This is a genomic window from Aeromicrobium sp. YIM 150415, from assembly GCF_016918125.1.
In the GTDB taxonomy this organism is placed as follows: domain Bacteria; phylum Actinomycetota; class Actinomycetes; order Propionibacteriales; family Nocardioidaceae; genus Aeromicrobium; species Aeromicrobium piscarium.
Window position 1 is genome coordinate 80166 of sequence record NZ_JAERWM010000016.1, and the last position, 17520, is coordinate 97685.

At 64.2% G+C, this 17520-nt stretch carries 18 protein-coding genes; 4 read left to right on the forward strand and 14 right to left on the reverse strand.

The features are described from left to right. The first annotated feature begins 4 nt into the window (after positions 1–4). Positions 5–2257, forward strand: coding sequence for a CoA transferase (locus JL108_RS11390; protein ID WP_240190970.1), 2253 nt, complete (start codon positions 5–7; stop codon positions 2255–2257). A gap of 9 nt (positions 2258–2266) precedes the next feature. Here JL108_RS11390 and JL108_RS11395 read toward each other — a convergent pair whose 3' ends face one another. The 10 genes from JL108_RS11395 to JL108_RS11440 form a co-directional block, all read right to left on the reverse strand. Next, the gene (locus tag JL108_RS11395; protein WP_205198392.1) at positions 2267–2665 is read right to left on the reverse strand and encodes a MaoC/PaaZ C-terminal domain-containing protein; all 399 of its coding nucleotides are present in this window, start codon (positions 2663–2665) and stop codon (positions 2267–2269) included. Positions 2666–2700: 35 nt separating this feature from the next. Then, positions 2701–3219 (reverse strand): MaoC family dehydratase N-terminal domain-containing protein, encoded by a 519-nt coding sequence (locus JL108_RS11400; protein ID WP_205198393.1) that lies wholly within the window; start codon positions 3217–3219, stop codon positions 2701–2703. Beyond that, positions 3216–4340, reverse strand: coding sequence for an NAD-dependent epimerase/dehydratase family protein (locus JL108_RS11405; protein WP_205198394.1), 1125 nt, complete (start codon positions 4338–4340; stop codon positions 3216–3218). The genes JL108_RS11400 and JL108_RS11405 overlap by 4 nt, the downstream gene beginning before the upstream one ends. 74 nt (positions 4341–4414) lie before the next feature. Then, positions 4415–4918 carry a VOC family protein gene (locus JL108_RS11410; protein WP_205198395.1) on the reverse strand — a complete coding sequence of 168 codons (504 nt, stop codon included), beginning with the start codon at positions 4916–4918 and terminating at the stop codon, positions 4415–4417. After that, positions 4915–5772, reverse strand: coding sequence for an enoyl-CoA hydratase-related protein (locus tag JL108_RS11415; protein WP_205198396.1), 858 nt, complete (start codon positions 5770–5772; stop codon positions 4915–4917). Before JL108_RS11415 ends, JL108_RS11410 begins: the two co-directional genes overlap by 4 nt. 50 nt (positions 5773–5822) lie before the next feature. Next, the gene (locus JL108_RS11420) at positions 5823–6938 is read right to left on the reverse strand and encodes a CaiB/BaiF CoA-transferase family protein (protein WP_205198397.1); all 1116 of its coding nucleotides are present in this window, start codon (positions 6936–6938) and stop codon (positions 5823–5825) included. Beyond that, positions 6935–7435, reverse strand: coding sequence for a nuclear transport factor 2 family protein (locus JL108_RS11425; protein ID WP_205198398.1), 501 nt, complete (start codon positions 7433–7435; stop codon positions 6935–6937). Before JL108_RS11425 ends, JL108_RS11420 begins: the two co-directional genes overlap by 4 nt. Before the next feature lie 80 nt (positions 7436–7515). After that, entirely contained in the window at positions 7516–7983 is a 468-nt protein-coding gene (locus JL108_RS11430) for a VOC family protein (RefSeq protein WP_205198399.1), read from the reverse strand. 12 nt (positions 7984–7995) lie between these two features. Then, positions 7996–8982 (reverse strand): PDR/VanB family oxidoreductase, encoded by a 987-nt coding sequence (locus JL108_RS11435; RefSeq protein ID WP_205198400.1) that lies wholly within the window; start codon positions 8980–8982, stop codon positions 7996–7998. 60 nt (positions 8983–9042) lie between these two features. Further along, a complete protein-coding gene (locus JL108_RS11440; RefSeq protein ID WP_205198401.1) occupies positions 9043–10218 on the reverse strand; it encodes an amidohydrolase family protein in 1176 nt (391 codons plus the stop codon). 138 nt (positions 10219–10356) lie between these two features. On the opposite strand from JL108_RS11440, the gene JL108_RS11445 reads away from it, so the two are divergent. Together JL108_RS11445 and JL108_RS11450 are read left to right on the forward strand one after the other, a co-directional pair. Next, positions 10357–10917 (forward strand): Rieske (2Fe-2S) protein, encoded by a 561-nt coding sequence (locus JL108_RS11445; protein WP_205198402.1) that lies wholly within the window; start codon positions 10357–10359, stop codon positions 10915–10917. After that, positions 10914–12005, forward strand: a complete 1092-nt coding sequence (locus tag JL108_RS11450; RefSeq protein ID WP_205198403.1) for an amidohydrolase family protein — start codon at positions 10914–10916, stop codon at positions 12003–12005. Before JL108_RS11445 ends, JL108_RS11450 begins: the two co-directional genes overlap by 4 nt. Before the next feature lie 58 nt (positions 12006–12063). Here the strand turns inward: JL108_RS11450 and JL108_RS11455 are convergent, their stop codons facing one another. From JL108_RS11455 to JL108_RS11470, 4 genes are all read right to left on the reverse strand, one after another. Then, entirely contained in the window at positions 12064–12831 is a 768-nt protein-coding gene (locus JL108_RS11455; protein ID WP_205198404.1) for an SDR family NAD(P)-dependent oxidoreductase, read from the reverse strand. A 135-nt stretch (positions 12832–12966) separates the two neighbouring features. Further along, entirely contained in the window at positions 12967–14229 is a 1263-nt protein-coding gene (locus JL108_RS11460) for a cytochrome P450 (RefSeq protein ID WP_205198405.1), read from the reverse strand. A gap of 31 nt (positions 14230–14260) precedes the next feature. After that, positions 14261–15499 (reverse strand): NAD(P)/FAD-dependent oxidoreductase, encoded by a 1239-nt coding sequence (locus tag JL108_RS11465; protein WP_205198406.1) that lies wholly within the window; start codon positions 15497–15499, stop codon positions 14261–14263. 9 nt (positions 15500–15508) lie between these two features. Beyond that, entirely contained in the window at positions 15509–15832 is a 324-nt protein-coding gene (locus JL108_RS11470) for a 2Fe-2S iron-sulfur cluster-binding protein (protein ID WP_275888645.1), read from the reverse strand. Between the two features lie 608 nt (positions 15833–16440). Between JL108_RS11470 and JL108_RS11475 the strand changes: the two genes are divergently transcribed. Beyond that, positions 16441–17304, forward strand: a complete 864-nt coding sequence (locus JL108_RS11475) for a 4Fe-4S dicluster domain-containing protein (protein ID WP_205198408.1) — start codon at positions 16441–16443, stop codon at positions 17302–17304. Positions 17305–17520 lie beyond the last annotated feature (216 nt).

Consider the following 17520-nt stretch of genomic DNA (forward strand, 5'->3'; position numbering starts at 1 on the left):
GTCGATGCAGAATGAACGACCCGCACTCGATGATGTCCGCATCCTCGACGCCTCGCGAGGCATTGCCGGGGCCGTCGCGGGCATGGCGATGGGTGATGTCGGCGCCACCGTGATACGTCTGGAGGACCACGCGGACACCGATCTCCCAGGCGCCGTGGCGTGGCATCGCAACAAGACGATCATCCCGAGGGACGCGGGGCGCGAGCTGGTGGCCGGCTCCGATCTGATCATCACGTCGGACTCGGAGACAGCGCATTTCCTCGGGCTGGACGTGGAGGGAGAGCCATCGATCGGTCCCGTTCACCTGCATCTGCCTGAATGGTGCGAGGACCTCGACCTCGACCCTCATACCCGCGAGCGGATGGTCGCGGCCGACTACGGGGTGGCCCGGCGGCAGACCTCCTTCGGAGGCGGGCCGGTCGATGGCGTCTATCCGTTCCTCGCCTATATGCACGGCACGTGGGGGGCGACGGCAGGCATCGCCGCGCTCATCGGTCGAGCCACGACGGCGCGCGGGCAGCGCGTCGTCGTCGACTCTCTACATGGCTCCATGGTGGCAGCGATCACGACGATGCTCGTCACCCCCGGCGAGCCCCTTCCCGACACCAGCGTCGGTCCGGGTGGGCCGAACCCGACCTTCGGAACGTACCGGTGCGCGGACGACGAGTGGCTCTTCCTCGGCGCGCTCGGTGCCAAGTTCCAGGACATCGCCTTCGACCACCTCGGCACGCTCGATATCTTGACCGACGCTCGGATCGACGGCGTCCGCGAGAACCTCTACCACCCCGATCATCGAGACTGGGTCCGCAGCCGTCTCGCCGAGGCATTCCTCCAACAGCCGCGGGCCGCGTGGCTGGCAGAGCTCACGGAAGCGGGATGCCCCGTGAGCCCGGTCGGCGATCGCGATGATTGGCTCGACCATCCTCAGGTCGCTGCGCTGGGTCTGCGCCTGGAGTTCGATGACCCCCTTGTCGGTCCCGCGGTCATCGGCGGCCCCGGAGTCGACTTGTCACGCGGAGGCCTCGGGACACCGAGGCCCAGGCGCCTCGTCGAATCCGCCGCGTGGCCGGAACGGGATGAGCCCAGCGCCCCACCAGCTCTGCACTCGATCACCGGGACCGGACCCCTGGACGGGATCAGAGTCCTCGACCTCGGCACGGTGCTGGCCGGTCCCTATGCGGGAATGCTGCTCAGCGCGCTCGGCGCGGATGTGCTGAAGGTCGAGACCACTAAGGGCGATGAGATGCGACTGCGCGGCTACGGTATCGCGCGCGGCCAGCGCGGGCTGGGCATCGACCTTCGCGACCCGGACGGATATACGGCATTCTTGCGTCTGGTCGAGGGCAGTGACGTCGTCCTCGACAACTACCGACCGGGAGTCCTGGAGCGGCTTCGTATCGACGACGCCACCTTGCGGCAGACCAACCCCGATATCGTCACGACCTCGATCACCGGCTACGGCGCCGGCGGACCTCTGGGCGGGTCACCTGGCTATGACCCGGTCGTCCAAGCGTTGACCGGGATCATGAAGGCGCAAGGCGGCGAAGCTGAGCCGGTCTTCTCCACCCTCGCAATCAATGACGTTGCCGTGGCCTGCCTAGCCGCCTACGGCACCGTCGCGGCGCTGTACCAGCGCGCAGTGGGCAGAGGCGGCCAACATGTCGAGTCGACCTTGGCGACGGCCGCGACCTACATGCAGAGCGGCGAACTCGTGCGCTATGCCGATCGACCACCAGCGGAGGTGGGCGGGCGCGACTACCCCGGTCCACATCCGCTCTCTCGGTTCTACCGATGCGCAGACGGGTGGGTGCGCCTCCATCTGCGTTCCTCCGAGAGCGCCGCCAGAGCCGGACTCATCGCCGACGCCGATGACGACCGGCTCGTTGCCCAGCTCGAGACGACGCTGGCGGGTCTCACCACCGCGCAGGCTGCGGATCGGGCCGCAGCCGTCAACGGGGTGGCGACGAGAGCGCGAGACTTCCGAGAAGTCGTCAACGACGCAGAACACCTCGCCAGCGGCCATGTCGTCGAGCTGGTCTGGCCCGACGGCAATTCCACCCAGCTCCCCCATCGGTTGGCCTCGTTCAGCGAGCACCAGCCGCACGATGTCCTCCGTGCCACAGGCCATGGCGAGTACACCCGTGAGATCCTCTCCGAGGCCGGCTTGTCCACAGAGGAGATCGAGAAACTGGTCGAGAGCGGGGCCGTGGTGGTCGGTGAGCCCATGTACTCGGTGGCAGGAGTCGGCTACCGCTGACAAGGAGCGTCAGGGGAGAACCACGCTCGCTCGGCCCGGAGCGAGCACGGTCCCCGCTTCGTCTTCGATCCAGACGTCCAGATCGACGACCTCTTCGCCTGCGGCGCTCCGCAAACCGGTGACACGTGCTCTCACGTCGAACAGCCCGTCGCGCACGAGCGGCCGGCGAAACTGCAGGGATACCGAGAGGATGCGGCATCCGGGCTGCCAGTCACGCAGCAGCCGATGAGCATATGACCACAGCAGACGACCCATCGCGATCGCTGACGGATAGCCCGCCCTGCGACCTTCCTCGTCGTCCATGTGGATCGGCACGAACTCATCGTTCACCGCTGCGAAACGATTCCACTCCGCGAAGCCGCTGCGCCGCGGACCGGCGGAAAGCTCGTCACCGATGCTCACCGTCATCACCTGTCTCCTGTCTCTAATCGGCTCGGCGCCGCTCAGTAGCGAATCGACGTGGTGCGTTCGATCCGGACCATCTCGCGGTCCTGGTTGGTCCATACCGACTCATAGACCGTGACGAGCATCGGCCCCATCCGACCTGCCGTCCGACGGTAATCGTGAAGGCGCGTCTCAGACCGGATGACATCGCCCACTCTCATCACCGCACCGTAAGAGGTCTCGCATCCGCCGTTGAGCTGATGCCGCAGCTGGGGTCCCGCCAAGCCGATCGCCTTCTCCCAGCGGTCCGGATCACGCGGCAGAGGATCGATCATCGGCACCATCTGCTCGGCCACCTGCCACGCGAAAGGGTTGAACTCCTCAGGCGCAACGAGAACCCGCGAACCTGGAGCCGCCTCTCCGTCTCGATATCGCGGTGGCGGTCTGTCGGGGTAATACACGGCTACCGCCCAACGACGAATGTCCGACGCCGAGACGGGATAGGAGATCTTCCAGTCGACGACCTCGCCGAGCACAGCGCGCAGCTCCTCGATCGTCGACGGACGCTGCAGATTCATCGGCCACGACGGTCGCGCTGCCCGGCGGCCTCGGGATGAGGATACGGGTGAGCAGCCGCTTCCAGACGTGCCTGTCGCGAACGCAGCTCATCGGTCGCCCGTCGAAAGGACGTGATCACCCGATCCTCCTCGGCGTAGTCGAAACGGTCGAGCAGCGCGCCCGCCGTATCCTGCGGAGGGTGCTGAAGGTACCAGGCGACGGTCTCCGACAGAGCCCGTTCAGCCGGCACCGGCTCGACATAGTCGAGCACGTCGACAGCCTTCCGCGCATCGACGATCACGTGGTCGTCATGGGCGATCGGATAGAGAGCGCGCCCCGGTCCGGCGAGATCGAAAGGAAGCGAGACCGGGTGCAGAATCCCGCCTGCGGCAGCCGCGACGATCTCGACCCACTGACGGACCGTGAACTGGTCCCGATCGGCCACGTTGAACACCTCACCCGCGGCCGCGTCCGGACGATCCACGGCCGCGAGGAGATGAGCGGCGGCGTTCGCCGCCGCGCAACGAGTGGTGATGGTCAGACCCCCATCGGGCAGGATGACCCGGTCCCGTCCGTCCAGAACACGTCGAACGATGGACCACTCTCGTGGATACACCTGACGCGGTCCGTAGATCGAGGGATATCGGAAGACCGACGCGCTGAACCTGCCTTCCGCGTGCATGTCGAGCATCCGCTCTTCCCCGGACCGCACCTTACGCGCGAACGCCTCGCCGGCAGTCTCCTCCCCGGCGGGAGCGCGACGGCGGCCGACAACCTCCTCGTCGGCGAACACGGGCATCCCATGGGGAACCTGCCGGTGGGGCTCGTGATAACCCGCGTACACGGGCACGCCGCTCACGGCCACGAGTGCCTCACATCTGTCCGCAAGCGCTTCGGCGACGACACGTGACCGGCCGTAGGTCGCGACCACCACATCGAAGGTCCGTCCGGTGAGCGCCTGGTCCAGAGACTCCCTGAAGTGCGGGTCGGCGTGGAGATGCTCATAGGCCTCGAGACCGGGTGCCTCGTGATGTCCGCGGTGCAGAAGAGTCACGCGGTGACCGCGTCGGCTCAGGCCTGCCGCGATGTGCGGTCCGGTGGGCCCGCCGCCCCCGATGAGCAGCGCGGTTCGCTCGACCATGGGGCATCACATCGAGATGATCGGGGCCAACCCTCTGCCGGCCGCGAAGCTACTCCTGCGAAAGACGTGAACCATCACGCCTCGCTCCCCGCCCGAAACTCGCGGACAGTCTCAGGAGACGGCAGTGCGATCAGCTCGACCTGATTGCCGTCAGGATCCTCGCAGAGGAACAGAGTCACCGGACCGTAGTTCTTGACGATCGTCGTGGTGGGATCGGAGTAGACCTCGTAGCCCATCTCGAGCAAGCGGCCATGCACTTCCTCGATGTGCTCAGGGTCCACCGGGAAGGACAGCTGGCCCATGCCGATGTCGCCTGGCCGTTTGGGGCTTCCGCCGTCTGTCTCGGGAAGGTTCCACTTCACCAGCTCCAACTGCCCGATGCGGGAATCACCCTGCACGAACACGGTCGTCCCGACGGTGCCTTCGGGGAGTCGCATCAGCGCTGGAGTAAGATCACTGGTCTTCTTCTCCAGGGTCTTACGCATACCGAGGCCCTCGACATAGAAGCGCAACGACGCCTGCAGATCACGGACCCCGATGGCGACGTGATTCAAGCTCTTGACAGCAGCCCTGCTCATAGAATGAACCCCTCGTCCTGAAAGGCACCGTCACGCCACTTGAGGGCCGACTTCAGACCCTCTGCGGCGGCCTTCGTCTGAAACTCGCCGGCACCCGGCCGGAAGCTCCTGGCCAGGACGTACCACGGCACGACCGACTGCAGAGCCGCACGGAAGCCCATCGCCTCGTAGCTTTGATTCAGCGCCTGCTTGTTGGCGGCCAACATGGCGGGGTGCAGCTGGGCCATCGGCCGGAGCTCACGCATCACCTGCTCGTCGAGTTCATCGGATGGAAAGCTCTTCGCGATCCAGCCAAGCTCCTCAGCCCGCTTCCCCGTCACCGAGTTGCCGGTGAGCTGGAGATACTTGGCCTGAGCCATCGACATCTTCCAGGGGAAGTACTCGACATCCGGGGTGGCCTGAGCACGAGTGGGCGGATATCCCATGACCGTGTCCTCGGCGGCGAAGACGATATCGCACATGGACATCAATTCCGATCCCCCGGCGAGAGCGTAGCCATGCACCTTCGCGACGACCGGCTTGAGGAGGTCCCAGATGGCCAGCCAGTCGCGGAGACAACTGCGGGGGAACTGGCCGGTCCAATTCTCGAAGAGCTCGGAGTGATTCCAGCCATCAGGACGCTCGGGATGCTCCTCGCCCCCGGCATAGCTGTTCATGTCATAACCCGCGCAGAAAGCCGGTCCAGCGCCCTGAATCAGGATCACGCTGACATCGTCGTCGGCTTCGGCGTTCCTCAAGGCCGCGATCAGCTCGCGCCGCAACGCGGGGCTGAGTGCGTTGCGCTTCTCCGGGCGGTTCAGCGTGATAGTGGCGATCTTGTCCTCGACGCCATACAGGATGTTCTCGTATTCCACGGTCTCTCTTCTCTGTGCGGGAACTATTCGATGGAACTGCCTCGACGGGCTCAGACGTGGGCGCTTCGATCCGCGCCCAGCGGACGGGGAGCGGTCCGTATGGACCCCGGAGTCCGGCCCAAGTGCACCGGGATGCCGAGCACCCGGAGGCCCCCGATATCCACACCCATGCCGCGATCCACCAGATCGGGGTCGTCGAGCACCTCCGCTACCGGACGGACCGGGCTGGCAGGAACTCCTCGTTCGATCATGATGCGAGCGAGGCCAGCACTGGCCTCGCAATGAGCAACGAGCTCGGCGAGTCTGGCGTTGAGCTCATGACGATGCTGAAGACGGTCGGCATTGGTGCGGAACCGCGGATCCGCCGCCATCTCTGGAGCGTTCAGGAACTCGACAAGTGTCGCGAACTGCTGGTCGTTCCCCGCGGCGAGGTAGATCTGGCCATCCGCGGTGTCGAAGATCTCGCACGGCGCGATACTCGGGTGCGCCGAACCGAGCCGCCGCGGCTCGACTCCGGTCATGAAGTAGGTAGCAGCTGCCGGGTGAAGGAGACTCAGGGCAGCGTCGTACAGGCTGACGCTGACCAGTTGCCCGCGCCCCGACCGCTCCCTCTCTTGGAGCGCCAACAAGACTCCGGCGAAGGCCTGCAACCCGGTGGTCAGATCGGTGATCGGCATCGGCAGGCGCAGCGGTCCGCGATCTGGCTCGCCGTTGAGATACATCAGGCCGGAGTAGGCCTGGACGACAGCGTCATAACCGGGGAGGCCCGCCATCGGGCCCTGCCCGAAGGCAGAGATCTGACAGTAGACCAGTCGAGGGAACCGATCGAGCAGATAGTCCACGTCCAGGTCCCATGCGGCCATGGTCCCGGGTTTGAAGTTCTCGACGAGCACATCTGCGCTCTCCAGTTGGTCGAGAAGCAGGCCGCGGCCTCGAGGCGAGGTCAGGTCCGCGACGAGATGCTCTTTGTTGCGGTTGAGGCCGGCGTAGTAGGCGCTGACACCGTCTGCGCGGGTCGGACCCCACTGCCGCGTGCCGTCGCCGCCTGGAGGCTCGATCTTGACGACGTCGGCTCCATGGTCGCCCAGCATCTGAGCGCAGTAGGGACCGGCGAGGACGCGCGAGATGTCAACCACCCGCTGCCCAGCGAGGGCGCCGCCGCTCACTGAGCGCCCCTGAGGAGGTCTGCCGCATCGGGCGCCCCCGGCATCCGGCGCCTACGCATCTGGATCAACCAACGACCGTTCTCGCGACGGAACGCCCATTCGTTCAGCGAGGCGCTGAGCAGTTTCAGGCTCGGACCATCTTGGTGGAGCACGAAGGAGTAGCCCCTCGCGATGGCAGCGTCTCCCGTGATGTCGATCGTCACGTTGTTGCCCTGCATATGCATGCTGCGGCCGTAGAAGCCATCGTCCTGCTCCGCCGTGCGCTCACGCAGGAAGTCCCGCATCGCGTCACGTCCTTCCCACCGCACGATCGCGTAGGGGTCCTCCCCACGGCCGGAGGAGACATCCATGACACAGTCCTCGGTGAACAGCGCGAAGTACTCGTCATCGAGGGGCGCATCGGCGTAGTGACCGTAGCGCGAGAGCAATTCGTGGATGGACTTCTCGTCCTCCAACAGCGAGAGTCGCTCCTCCAGCGCCACGAGTCGATCGTCCATGTACTATCGCCCTCCTTGGCACATCACAGGAACATGTCTTATATCATAAGTGTATCATCACTGCCGGACCGACGCGGATGTCAGGCATGCACACGCTCATCGAACTGCAGGATCGTGCCGTCAGGATCCTTGACGAACATCGCACGCATCTTCTGATCGGCGCTCTCGCCATAGCCGGTGCCGACGGTGTCCTTCACCGATACCACCTCGGCACCACCGGCGCGTAGCCGATCGGCGAGTCTCACGACGTCATCGACCCAGAAGCCGACATGGTGGATACCGATCTGGCCGAGATCCAAGGGTGCGTTGTCAGCGAGCTCATCGGACTGAGAGATCGCGATGAAGAGCTGATCGTTGTTCTGGTCGTCGGCCAACCGCAGCATGATCTCGCGGCGCCGCGTCGATCCGACACCTGGCGCATACAGCTCGTTGGCAGGTGGCTCATTGGTAGCGTCTCGGATCACGGTCATACCGAGCAGATCGCGGTAGAACACCAGCGAGCGGTCCAGGTCACGAACGCCGATGGCGATGTGCGATGCGAACTTCATGGGTACGTCCTCTCATAGATCGAGCACCAGCACCGGGGTCAGCGACCTCGAGCAGCAGATCATCATCGTGTCGTTGGCAGCCTTCTCTTCTTCGCTCAACAAGGAGTCGCGATGGTCGGGGACTCCCTCGAGAACGGCGGTCTCACACGTGCCGCAGGTGCCCTCCCGGCACGAGGTCATGGTCTCGAGTCCAGCGTCTTCCATCGCCTCGGCGATGGTCTGCCCCTCAGCGACGGCGACCGTGAGATCGGAGTACTCGAGGCGCACCTGGAACGATCCTGTGCGCGCGCCCAGGGCACCCTCTTGGGCTCGGAATCGCTCGACGTGCAGCACCCCCGGCGTCCCCACACATCGCTGCTCTATCGCATCGATCAGCGCCCCCGGCCCACAGCAATAGACCTTGGTGGTCGCGGGAAGGTCTCGCAGCAGTACGTCAACATCGATCAGACCGCACTCGTCCTGCGGCCACAGCGTGATCCGGTCCTCCTCATCGGCGAACTCCTCGGTGAATGCCATGGACGACATCCGCTGGCCCCCATATACCAGCCGCCAGTCGCCACCGGAGGCGCGCAACGACCTGATCATCGGCAGCAATGGCGTGATCCCGATGCCACCGGCGATGAACAGATAGGAGTCAGCTGCGACGAGAGGAAACTGGTTGCGAGGACCACGCACGGTCAACTCGCTTCCCACGGCGACCTCATCGTGGAGCTGGATCGAGCCGCCCCGGCTCTCCGGCTCGCGAAGGACGGCGATACTCCAGCTGTCTCGGTCGGCGGGGTCGCCGCACAGTGAGTATTGACGTTCCATCGAGGGCGAGAGCACGACATCGATGTGGGCACCCGGTTCCCAGGTGGGAAACGATCCGCCGTCACGCAGACGCAGCCTGAACAGGCTGACGTGATCGGTCAGGCGACGTTTGTCATCGACCACGACGCGAAACGCGGGTACGAACGCACCGGGACCGGCCGACCTCGTGACTCCTTCTGTCATCGTCATGGCAAGCACACTCCTCAGAGGACGATCCGATAGGACAACCGCCTGTTCACCGATGGATGTCTACGGCACCGCGTAACCGCGTCCGGGCAACAGATCGATCCCGTACAGTTCGCTGGCGACGCCCCCCAGAATGCCTGCGCGCCGCTGAACCGACAGGCCTCGCGGGAGAGCGTCGGGCTCGTCGAAGTCCCAGTGGGGATAGTCGGACGAGTACATCAGGTGATCGCCATAGCCCGCGTCGTAGAACACGTCGAACAGCTCACCGAGGTGAGCATCATCCTCGGGCTCTTCCATCGGCTGGGTGCTGTAGTAGAAGTGCTCGCGCAGGTACTCGGACGGCTTTCGTTCAAGGTGGGGCACTTCGTCACCCATTACTCGATAGGCCGCGTCAAGGCGCCAGGCGAGAGGCGTGACCCACGACCAGCCGAGTTCGACCAGGACCACCTTGAGGTCGGGGAAGCGCTCGAAGACTCCCTCGAAGATGTAGCTGGCGACGAGCGGGAAGTTCATCGCCGCGTAATCGCTGTGCTCCTCCAGATAGTAGCTCGGTCCTCCGGAGGGCGTGGGGCGATTCCCCGTCTGCACGTGGAACGTCACCGGCAGACCGTACTCGACGCATGCCTCGTAGATCGGCCAGTAGGTCGGGTGGCCGGGGGGCCGCAGGTTATCGGGGGCCAACATGATCTGCTTGAAGCGAGCAGAGTAGTCGCCGAACTGCGTCATGCCGTGCTCGATCTCCTTGACGGCCAGATCGGGAAGCTCGTAGGGCACATTCAGCGACGCATACCACCGCGGGTCCTGAGCGAGCCAGGTGTCGACGCGGTGCTCATTGAGCGCGCGGCAGTAGGCGGCCGAGAATCCGCTCGGCTGTCCTTTGAGCCCGGCCGAGGCGAACGCGCCGAGATCGTTCAGCAGCCCGGCGGACATCTCGTATCTGTCGAGAAGCTGCTCTGCCGCGAACGCCGGGTCGCTCCCCGGGGGCCCGCCATCGGGCGTCTCGGTATCCCAACGCTGTCCATACTCGCGTGGGCGCGGCCGGTCTCCACCTGGCCAGCCTCCCCGTGTCACGCCGACATCGGCGGCGTGACGCTGCCAACGTTCGGGGAGGTAGGACAACACGCCGGCACCGCGCTGCTGGTGCTCCCGAAGCCGTAGCGGGTGGACATCACAGTCGATGATCCCGAGCTTCTGGGGACCTTCGATGGCGGCCGCGGGGTCGTTCAGCGTGAGCGTCATTGTTCTCTCCTTGCTTCCGGTCCATCCACGTTAGCGGACTTCAGCATAAAAGTAACCATAATAGAAGAATGTCAAGAACACGAGGTTTAATCTTCGTCACAATTATGCTTGTATGTCATCCACACAAGGAGGCAAAGCATGGCTAGCAGACGATTCGTCGTCGGGCGCGTGAGAGACCTCGCCGACGGAGAGAAGATGGCCGTCGAGGTCAACGGCAGGTCGATCGCGATCTTCAACGTCGGGGGGAGATTCTATGGCCTTCTCAACCGCTGCCCGCATCGTGGCGCTGACCTGTGCGCGGGACGATTCCTCCCGTTGATCTCGGCTGAGAAGCCCGGCGAGTACGTCTATGACACCGAGCGTCAGCTACTCGCGTGTCCCTGGCACGGCTGGGAATTCGACGTCACCACGGGGCAGTCCTACTTCGATCCGATCAGGATGCGAGGTCGCCCCTACAGCGTCGAGGTGGAGAAGGGCGATCTGATCGCCAGCGAACTGGAGAACGGCGAGGTCGATCTGACGCCCGCGCAGTACGCTGCGACCATCGCCAGCGATGACGAGACCGCCGACGGCCGACAACCGGGGCCCTATATGGCCGAGACGGTGGAGATCTCGGTCGAGGAAGACTACCTGGTCGTCGACCTCCGTCCCCCACGACCAGCTCGGGCGGCGCGCCCGGAAAGGAAACTGGCACGATGACAACCTCGTTCCTTGGAGCCACCCCCCGGGCATCGGTCTGGACCGGCGATCTCGTCGATGTCGACGTTCACGCGCAGGTCCCCTCCGCCGAGGCGCTCTTCCCCTATCTCGCCCAGCAGTGGATCGACTGGTGCACTGAACGCAACTGGAAGGCACCTGCCGGCGTCGCTCAGCACTTTCCTGCGAACTCCCCCCGCACGTGCCGACCCCAATGGCGGCCCGCCGACGGCGGGCCGCCGGCATCGTCGTTGGCACTCCTTCAAGAACACATTCTGAACCCCTGGGAAGTCGACACCGCGATCCTCAACTGCTACTACGGCATCGACAGCATCCGTCAGCCGGACTGGTCGAACGCCATGGCGAGCGCGGTCAACGACTGGCTGGTCGCCGAGTGGCTGGAACGAGACGAACGTCTACGAGGCTCACTCGTTCTCCCGGTTCGCGATCCAGAGGCGATGGTCAGGGAGATCCACCGGCTCGGCGACCATCCCGGTATCGTGCAGGTGCTGCTCCCGAGCCGCTCGGACCTGCTGTGGGGACGGCGTCTGTATCTGCCGGTCTTCCGCGCAATCGCCGAACACGAGCTCGTCGTCGGACTGCACTACGGCGGTACGGCCGACGGCGTGCCGTCGACCACTGGTTACCCCTCGTACTACATCGAGGAGTACGCCGCGGAGTGGCAGTCCTTCGCCACTCAGGTCACCAGCATGATCATCGAGGGTCTCTTCCAGGAGATCCCTGAGCTCAGAGTCTCGGTACTCGAGGGCGGCTTCCTCTGGCTACCCGCCTGGGGCTGGCGGATGAACAAGGACTGGAAGGGTCTACGCCGCGAGGTCCCCTGGCTCAAGGAGCCCCCGTTCGACCTGATCCGCAGGCATATGCGCTTCTCGGTGGCACCTGCCGAGCTAGGCCCTCGAGAGCAGCTCGAAACCACGCTCAGTTGGCTGAGAAGCGATGACCTGCTGATGTTCGCCACCGACTACCCGCGTGGTCACGATGACGATGTCACCGATCTCCTTCAGGCGCTGCCGGAAGAGGCCCGGCCGCGGCTGATGTCGCAAAACGCGCGCGACTGGTACCGGCTCTAGCCGAACGGCTGCACCCCTCCGATCACCCGGGGAGGTGCAGCCGTGGACCGACCCTGTCTTAGGGATGGGGAACGTCCACGTTGAAGACCGTGCTGTTTCCCCCGTCGACGATGATCGATTGACCTGTCACGTGCCCAGCCAACTGGGAAGAGAGGAACAGCAGCACGCCGGCCACGTCGGACGGATAAGCGAGCTTGCGTAGTGGAGTCTTGCTGATATTGGATTCCAGCAGCTCCCCGGTCCACTTCGGGTTGTCCTGCTGCCGCGGGGTCCGTACCACCCCGGGCGCCACGGCATTCACCCGGATCCCGTCGGGACCCAGTTCGACCGCGGCCGTCCGTACCAGAGACATCAGCGCCGCCTTGTAGGCACCATAGGCGCTGGTCTTCGGCGAGCTCGTCATCCCCGCCACCGAGGCGACGAACGTGACCGAACCGCTCGTACCGGTCCGCTGCCAGTAGCGCGCCGAGTACTCCAGCGCGAGGTAGGCGTGCCTGATCACCATCTGCTCGTGAAAGTCCCAGTCATCGTCGGTGAGATCGATCATCGCCTTGTAGCGCGCGAGACCGACGATATCGACGACGCCGTCGAGGCGACCGCACCGTTCGTCGATGAACTCGAACAGACCTCGCATCGTCGATCGATCAGTGATGTCTCCCGTCCAAGCGATACCGTCGATCTCCGCCGCTACCTTCTCGGCACGGTCGGCATCCCGATCGACACACACGACAGTCGCTCCGACACTCGCCAATGCTTGTGAGATCTGATAGCCGATGCCGAATCCGGCTCCGAGAACTACGTGGACCCCGCCATCCAGACGTAGCATCGACGAGTAATCGGGTACCTCAGCGGCATCCCGGTCGGTCCAATTCGCGGTCACACTCTTCCTTTCGGTCGCCCGGTCCAAGAGGCCCGGTAGCCGTCATCCCACGGCCGAGATCTATGTCGTTGAGATCGCCCGCTATGACGTGGCGATCAACAGTTGTTGGGGCCCCCTGAACTGGTACTCCTTGCGATAGCTGAAGGGCGCCGCGATGCGCAGATCGGGATAACGCTCGTAGAGAAGGGTGAGCCCCACCTCGATATCGAGGCGAGCGAGCCACTGCCCGAGGCACGTGTGAATGCCGTACCCGAAATCCAGATGCTGCCGAGCGTCCTTGCGCGTGACATCCAGCCGATCCGGTTCGGTGAACTTCCGCGGATCACGGTTGCCCGAGGCGACGACCAGACGCACGGTCTCCCCTGCCCGAACGGGGAACCCAGCGATCTCACCGTCGGCGACCGCTACGCGATGCACCCCGAGGGCAGACGGGCAGTAGCGAAGGAACTCTTCGATCGCACCCCGCAAGAGGTCGGGATTCTCCTTCAGAAGCGCGCGTTGATCGGGCCACTCCTCAAGAGCGATCACGGCATTCGAGATCATGTCGTTGGCATTGCCCGTGGTCAACATGACGGCGAACATCGTGACCAGTTCTTCGTCACTCAACACCGTCCCTCCCACGTCAGTGGCGAGGAGATTGCTGACGAGGTCGTCGCCCGCCTCGCTCGTCTCGTGGCGACGTCCCTTGATCAGATCGAGAACGTACTCCTCCAGGTTCTTGGTCGCCTCATAAGCCGCGTCCAGGTTGTCATAGTTCGTGCCGAGACCACGACGGATCTCCAGCGCCCAGCTGCGGAAGGTCGACACATCGGCGTCTGGCACCTGCAACATGGAACACACGACCAGGAAAGGCAGCCGCCACGACAGCGTCGCGAGATCGAAAGGATCGTCCCCGCTCTCGTCGATCTCATCGAGCAAGGAGTTGCCGATCGCCGTCACCCGTTCACGCATCGCCTCCACCGCACGACTCGAGAACGCCTGGTTGACGAAGCGCCGAAGCCGCGTGTGATCCGGCGGATCGTTTTGCCCGATGTGGTTGACGTCGAGATGGATCAAGTAGTCGTAGCGCTCCACCTCCGACGAGGAGAGCGCTGCCCGGCGCTCCGTGACCCGTGTGCCCGTGTAGCGCTTGTTCGAGAAGTTCTCGGTGTCGCGAAAGACGTTCTTGATATCGTCGTAGCGGGTCACCACCACTGCGGGCCCCACACGCATCACTGGCTGTTGATCGCGCATGTCGCGGTACAGCGTCCAGGGATCCTTGAGCAGTTCGTCGTCGAGTTCGAAGAACCTTCTCGCGCGCTCCTCGAGGGGCAGGGATCCCACACCTGTCGTCGTCTCAGTCATCGTCTCTCCATTCTTGATCTAGGCAACTAGATCAGCGGTCAAGTAGTGACTCCAAGTCGAAATCCGGGTCTTCGATCTGCTCCGGGGTCGCAGCCACCCGCGCGGCGGCGAGCCGCTTGACGGTCGCGAAGAAACGCAGATCGCCCAGGACGTCGGCCGCGCGTATCTGCCCCTCTTTGAGGTGAAGCACAGCGAGCCGGCCTTCGCCTTGACTCCGCATCACCGACGTGTCACATCCAGCGGACAGACCGACCGAGCGCAATTTCAGCTCTCCTTGGTCCGACCAGAACCACGGCAATGCCGCATAGGGTGTCGTCCCGCCGATGAGGGCATCGGCTACCGTCCGCGCTTGCTCGGTGGCGTTCGACACCGACTCGAGTCGACGCAGGCCACCATGCTCCGAACAAGGATGCCGCGAGCAGTCGCCGACCGCGAAGATCTTCGTGTCGCTCGTGCGGCAGAACTGGTCGACGACGATGCCATCAGCCACTTCCAGCCCGCACTCTTCCGCCAGCTGATCGTTGGGGATCAAGCCGATACCGGCGACGACGACATCGGCCGGCACCTTCGTGCCATCCCCGAGGCGTACGTAGGTGATCCGTCCAGACTCGTCCACATCGAATCGAGTCACCTCAGTACCGAGAAGCAGCTCGATACCGTCATCGCGATGACGCTTCTCAACGACATGTGACACGTCGGCACCAACCACTCGCATCAGCAGACGATCGGCGGCCTCGATCACCGTCACATCGATGCCCAGACGTCGCACCGAAGCCGCGACCTCCAATCCCACATAGCCGCCTCCGATGACCACCGTTCTCGTCGCCGCAGCTAGATCCGCCCGCAGCGCTTCCACGTCCGCGACCGTGCGGACGTAGTGGAGGTTGGTCGGCGCCATGTCGGCATCGGGGATCAAGGAGGCGGGCAGACGCCGTGGCGACCCCCCGGTGGCGATGACCAGCGCTTCATAGGAAAGCGAGGTTCCGTCACCGAGAAGGACTCGGGAGGCCCCGCGATCGATGCGTGTCACCATGGTCGAGGTCCGTGTACGAATGTCGAACTTCTCGTAGAAGCTCGCGGGACGCAGGAGAATCCGATCGGCTGACAATTCACCCGATAGGAACTGCTTGGACAGCGGTGGTCGTGAATAAGGGAGCACCGGCTCGCCACAGATCAACGTCACCGCACCGTCGTATCCCTTGCCGCGCAACGCAGCTGCGATCTCACAGCCGGCATGTCCGCCACCGACCACCACCACGGAGGACACCATCGTCAGGTCTCACTCCTGGCACTCTGGAACGTGCACAACGAGACCGTCAACAGTGTCATCGAGCACGATCTGACAGCCCAATCGGCTTTGCCCGGTCGATGTCACCGCTGTCGTCTCCAGCATGCCGTCCTCGTCACCCTCACGGGGGCCGACGGAGTCCAGCCATTGATCGTCGACGAAGACATGGCACGTGGCGCAACTCATTCCTCCACCACAGTCGCCGATGATGCCGGGAACCAGATTGCCGGTCGCCGCAGTCATGACGGTGTCGCCAGCTTCCGCATCGATCTCGCGCCGGGTGCCGTCCGGCTGCACGTAGATCACTGTGACCATCACGTCTCCCTCGACATACTTAACATCATTAGACCTTGCTTTAAAAGCATAGTATCATCAATTGAAACAGGGATCACGATCCACAGAACCTAGAACGAGACTGAGCCCGGAGTTAGCGTCCGAGGCGAGAGGAGGCCTGTTTCATGGCGGCCGAGTTCACCCGGAATGCCCTTCAGCGAAAGCTGCTGTACTGGGGACACACCCTCGGTGAGCGGTTCTACCCCGTGGCGCGAAAGACGCTTCCTTACAGGCCGAAGATGTGGTGGATACCACGGCTGCCTGTCTGGATGCATCCGCGTCGCGCCCCGCATGCGGGGCCGTGGACTACCCCGATCCCCGCGCCCGCCGATGAGCTACGCACGGGGCCGGGTATCAAGTTGCTGCCCGAGCGGCAACAGGAAGCATACGACGAAGCACCGTTGCACGACTTCATCCGCCTGCACCCGGAGATGCGAGGCGAGAACAGTCCCACGGGGCACATGTGGGCGTCGCTGCTCTCAACCTCACCTCGCGTCCAGTCAGCGGTCCGTCGTCGCACCAAGGCCAATCGACAAGCCAAGTCGTCGCCGGAACCAGCTAAGGCGACGCCCGAGCAACTGACCGAAGCGATGAAGCTCGAAGCAGCGAGGCTCGGCCTGTCGGCCGTCGGTGTGACGGCCTACGACATCAAGTACAACTACGCCGAGTACCAAGGTCTCGCGGTCGGCGACACCATCATCGTGGGGATCATCGAGCAGAACTTCGATTCGACCCAGATGTCTCCAAGCGTGCGAGCAGAGAAGGCGGCGCTCACTGCGTACGCGGGACTCGAGGATCGAATGAGCGCACTCGCGGACTGGATCAGGGATCAGGGCTATGCTGCTCGCCCCGAGGGGTTCGTCGGCGAGTCGATGGTCATCCCCTACGCCGTCGCCGCGGGATTGGGACAGCTCGGTCTCAATGGCCAGCTTCTTACGCCGCACGCGGGATCGCGTTGCCGGATTCACGTCATGTCCACCGATGCACCCTTCGTACACGACCAACCGGTCGACTACGGCATCGAGGGCATCTGCGACAAATGCCAGGTCTGCGTCCGTCGCTGCCCGCCGGGGGCGATTCCAGCCAATCGCAAGGACAGCCGCGGCGTGGTCAAGGCCAAGCTGAACACCAAGCGCTGTCTTCCGGTCATGGGCAAGGCCGCCGGATGCTCGGTGTGCATGAAGGTCTGCCCCGTGCAGCGCTACGGGCTGGCGGCGGTCCTCGAAGAGTTCGAGAGCACGGGAGAGATCCTCGGCAAGGGGAGCGATGACCTCGAGGGCTTCGACTGGCCCTTGGACGGCAAGCACTACGGTCCTGGTGAGCGGCCGAGGCTCGGACGGGATGTTTTCGAGACTCCTGGGTTCACCTTCGACCCCGATCGCAAACGCCCTCTCGACTGGAAGGACAGTTCGGACAGCGACGATGGAGGCCGCGCGGAGGCGCTCGGCTATTAGCACAGCATCGCTGGACGACTTCTCTGCGCATATCGGCATCGGTCCCGGTTATCGCTCGAGGGCAGGCACCACTGGCACTTGCACGAGACATCGGATCGGCGTCGCCGGCCGATGGCAGAGCATCTACCTACAGCCGGAAACGATGAGGTGGGGGGGGGGCGCGCGGCGCCCACCCCCCAACGGGGTCGGATAATAATTGAGGTCGGATTAGCCCCC

What these genes read in the sequence shown, in the direction of transcription:
- JL108_RS11450 (WP_205198403.1), top strand. Translation starts at nt 10,914, where the DNA reads ATGACAACCTCGTTCCTTGGAGCCACCCCCCGGGCATCGGTCTGGACC.
- JL108_RS11455 (WP_205198404.1), bottom strand. Translation starts at nt 12,831, where the DNA reads ATGCTACGTCTGGATGGCGGGGTCCACGTAGTTCTCGGAGCCGGATTC.
- JL108_RS11475 (WP_205198408.1), top strand. Translation starts at nt 16,441, where the DNA reads ATGAAGCTCGAAGCAGCGAGGCTCGGCCTGTCGGCCGTCGGTGTGACG.
- JL108_RS11395 (WP_205198392.1), bottom strand. Translation starts at nt 2,665, where the DNA reads ATGACGGTGAGCATCGGTGACGAGCTTTCCGCCGGTCCGCGGCGCAGC.
- JL108_RS11430 (WP_205198399.1), bottom strand. Translation starts at nt 7,983, where the DNA reads ATGAAGTTCGCATCGCACATCGCCATCGGCGTTCGTGACCTGGACCGC.
- JL108_RS11460 (WP_205198405.1), bottom strand. Translation starts at nt 14,229, where the DNA reads ATGACTGAGACGACGACAGGTGTGGGATCCCTGCCCCTCGAGGAGCGC.
- JL108_RS11425 (WP_205198398.1), bottom strand. Translation starts at nt 7,435, where the DNA reads ATGGACGATCGACTCGTGGCGCTGGAGGAGCGACTCTCGCTGTTGGAG.
- JL108_RS11465 (WP_205198406.1), bottom strand. Translation starts at nt 15,499, where the DNA reads ATGGTGTCCTCCGTGGTGGTGGTCGGTGGCGGACATGCCGGCTGTGAG.
- JL108_RS11410 (WP_205198395.1), bottom strand. Translation starts at nt 4,918, where the DNA reads ATGAGCAGGGCTGCTGTCAAGAGCTTGAATCACGTCGCCATCGGGGTC.
- JL108_RS11390 (WP_240190970.1), top strand. Translation starts at nt 5, where the DNA reads ATGCAGAATGAACGACCCGCACTCGATGATGTCCGCATCCTCGACGCC.
- JL108_RS11445 (WP_205198402.1), top strand. Translation starts at nt 10,357, where the DNA reads ATGGCTAGCAGACGATTCGTCGTCGGGCGCGTGAGAGACCTCGCCGAC.
- JL108_RS11405 (WP_205198394.1), bottom strand. Translation starts at nt 4,340, where the DNA reads ATGGTCGAGCGAACCGCGCTGCTCATCGGGGGCGGCGGGCCCACCGGA.
- JL108_RS11435 (WP_205198400.1), bottom strand. Translation starts at nt 8,982, where the DNA reads ATGACGATGACAGAAGGAGTCACGAGGTCGGCCGGTCCCGGTGCGTTC.
- JL108_RS11400 (WP_205198393.1), bottom strand. Translation starts at nt 3,219, where the DNA reads ATGAATCTGCAGCGTCCGTCGACGATCGAGGAGCTGCGCGCTGTGCTC.
- JL108_RS11440 (WP_205198401.1), bottom strand. Translation starts at nt 10,218, where the DNA reads ATGACGCTCACGCTGAACGACCCCGCGGCCGCCATCGAAGGTCCCCAG.
- JL108_RS11470 (WP_275888645.1), bottom strand. Translation starts at nt 15,832, where the DNA reads ATGGTCACAGTGATCTACGTGCAGCCGGACGGCACCCGGCGCGAGATC.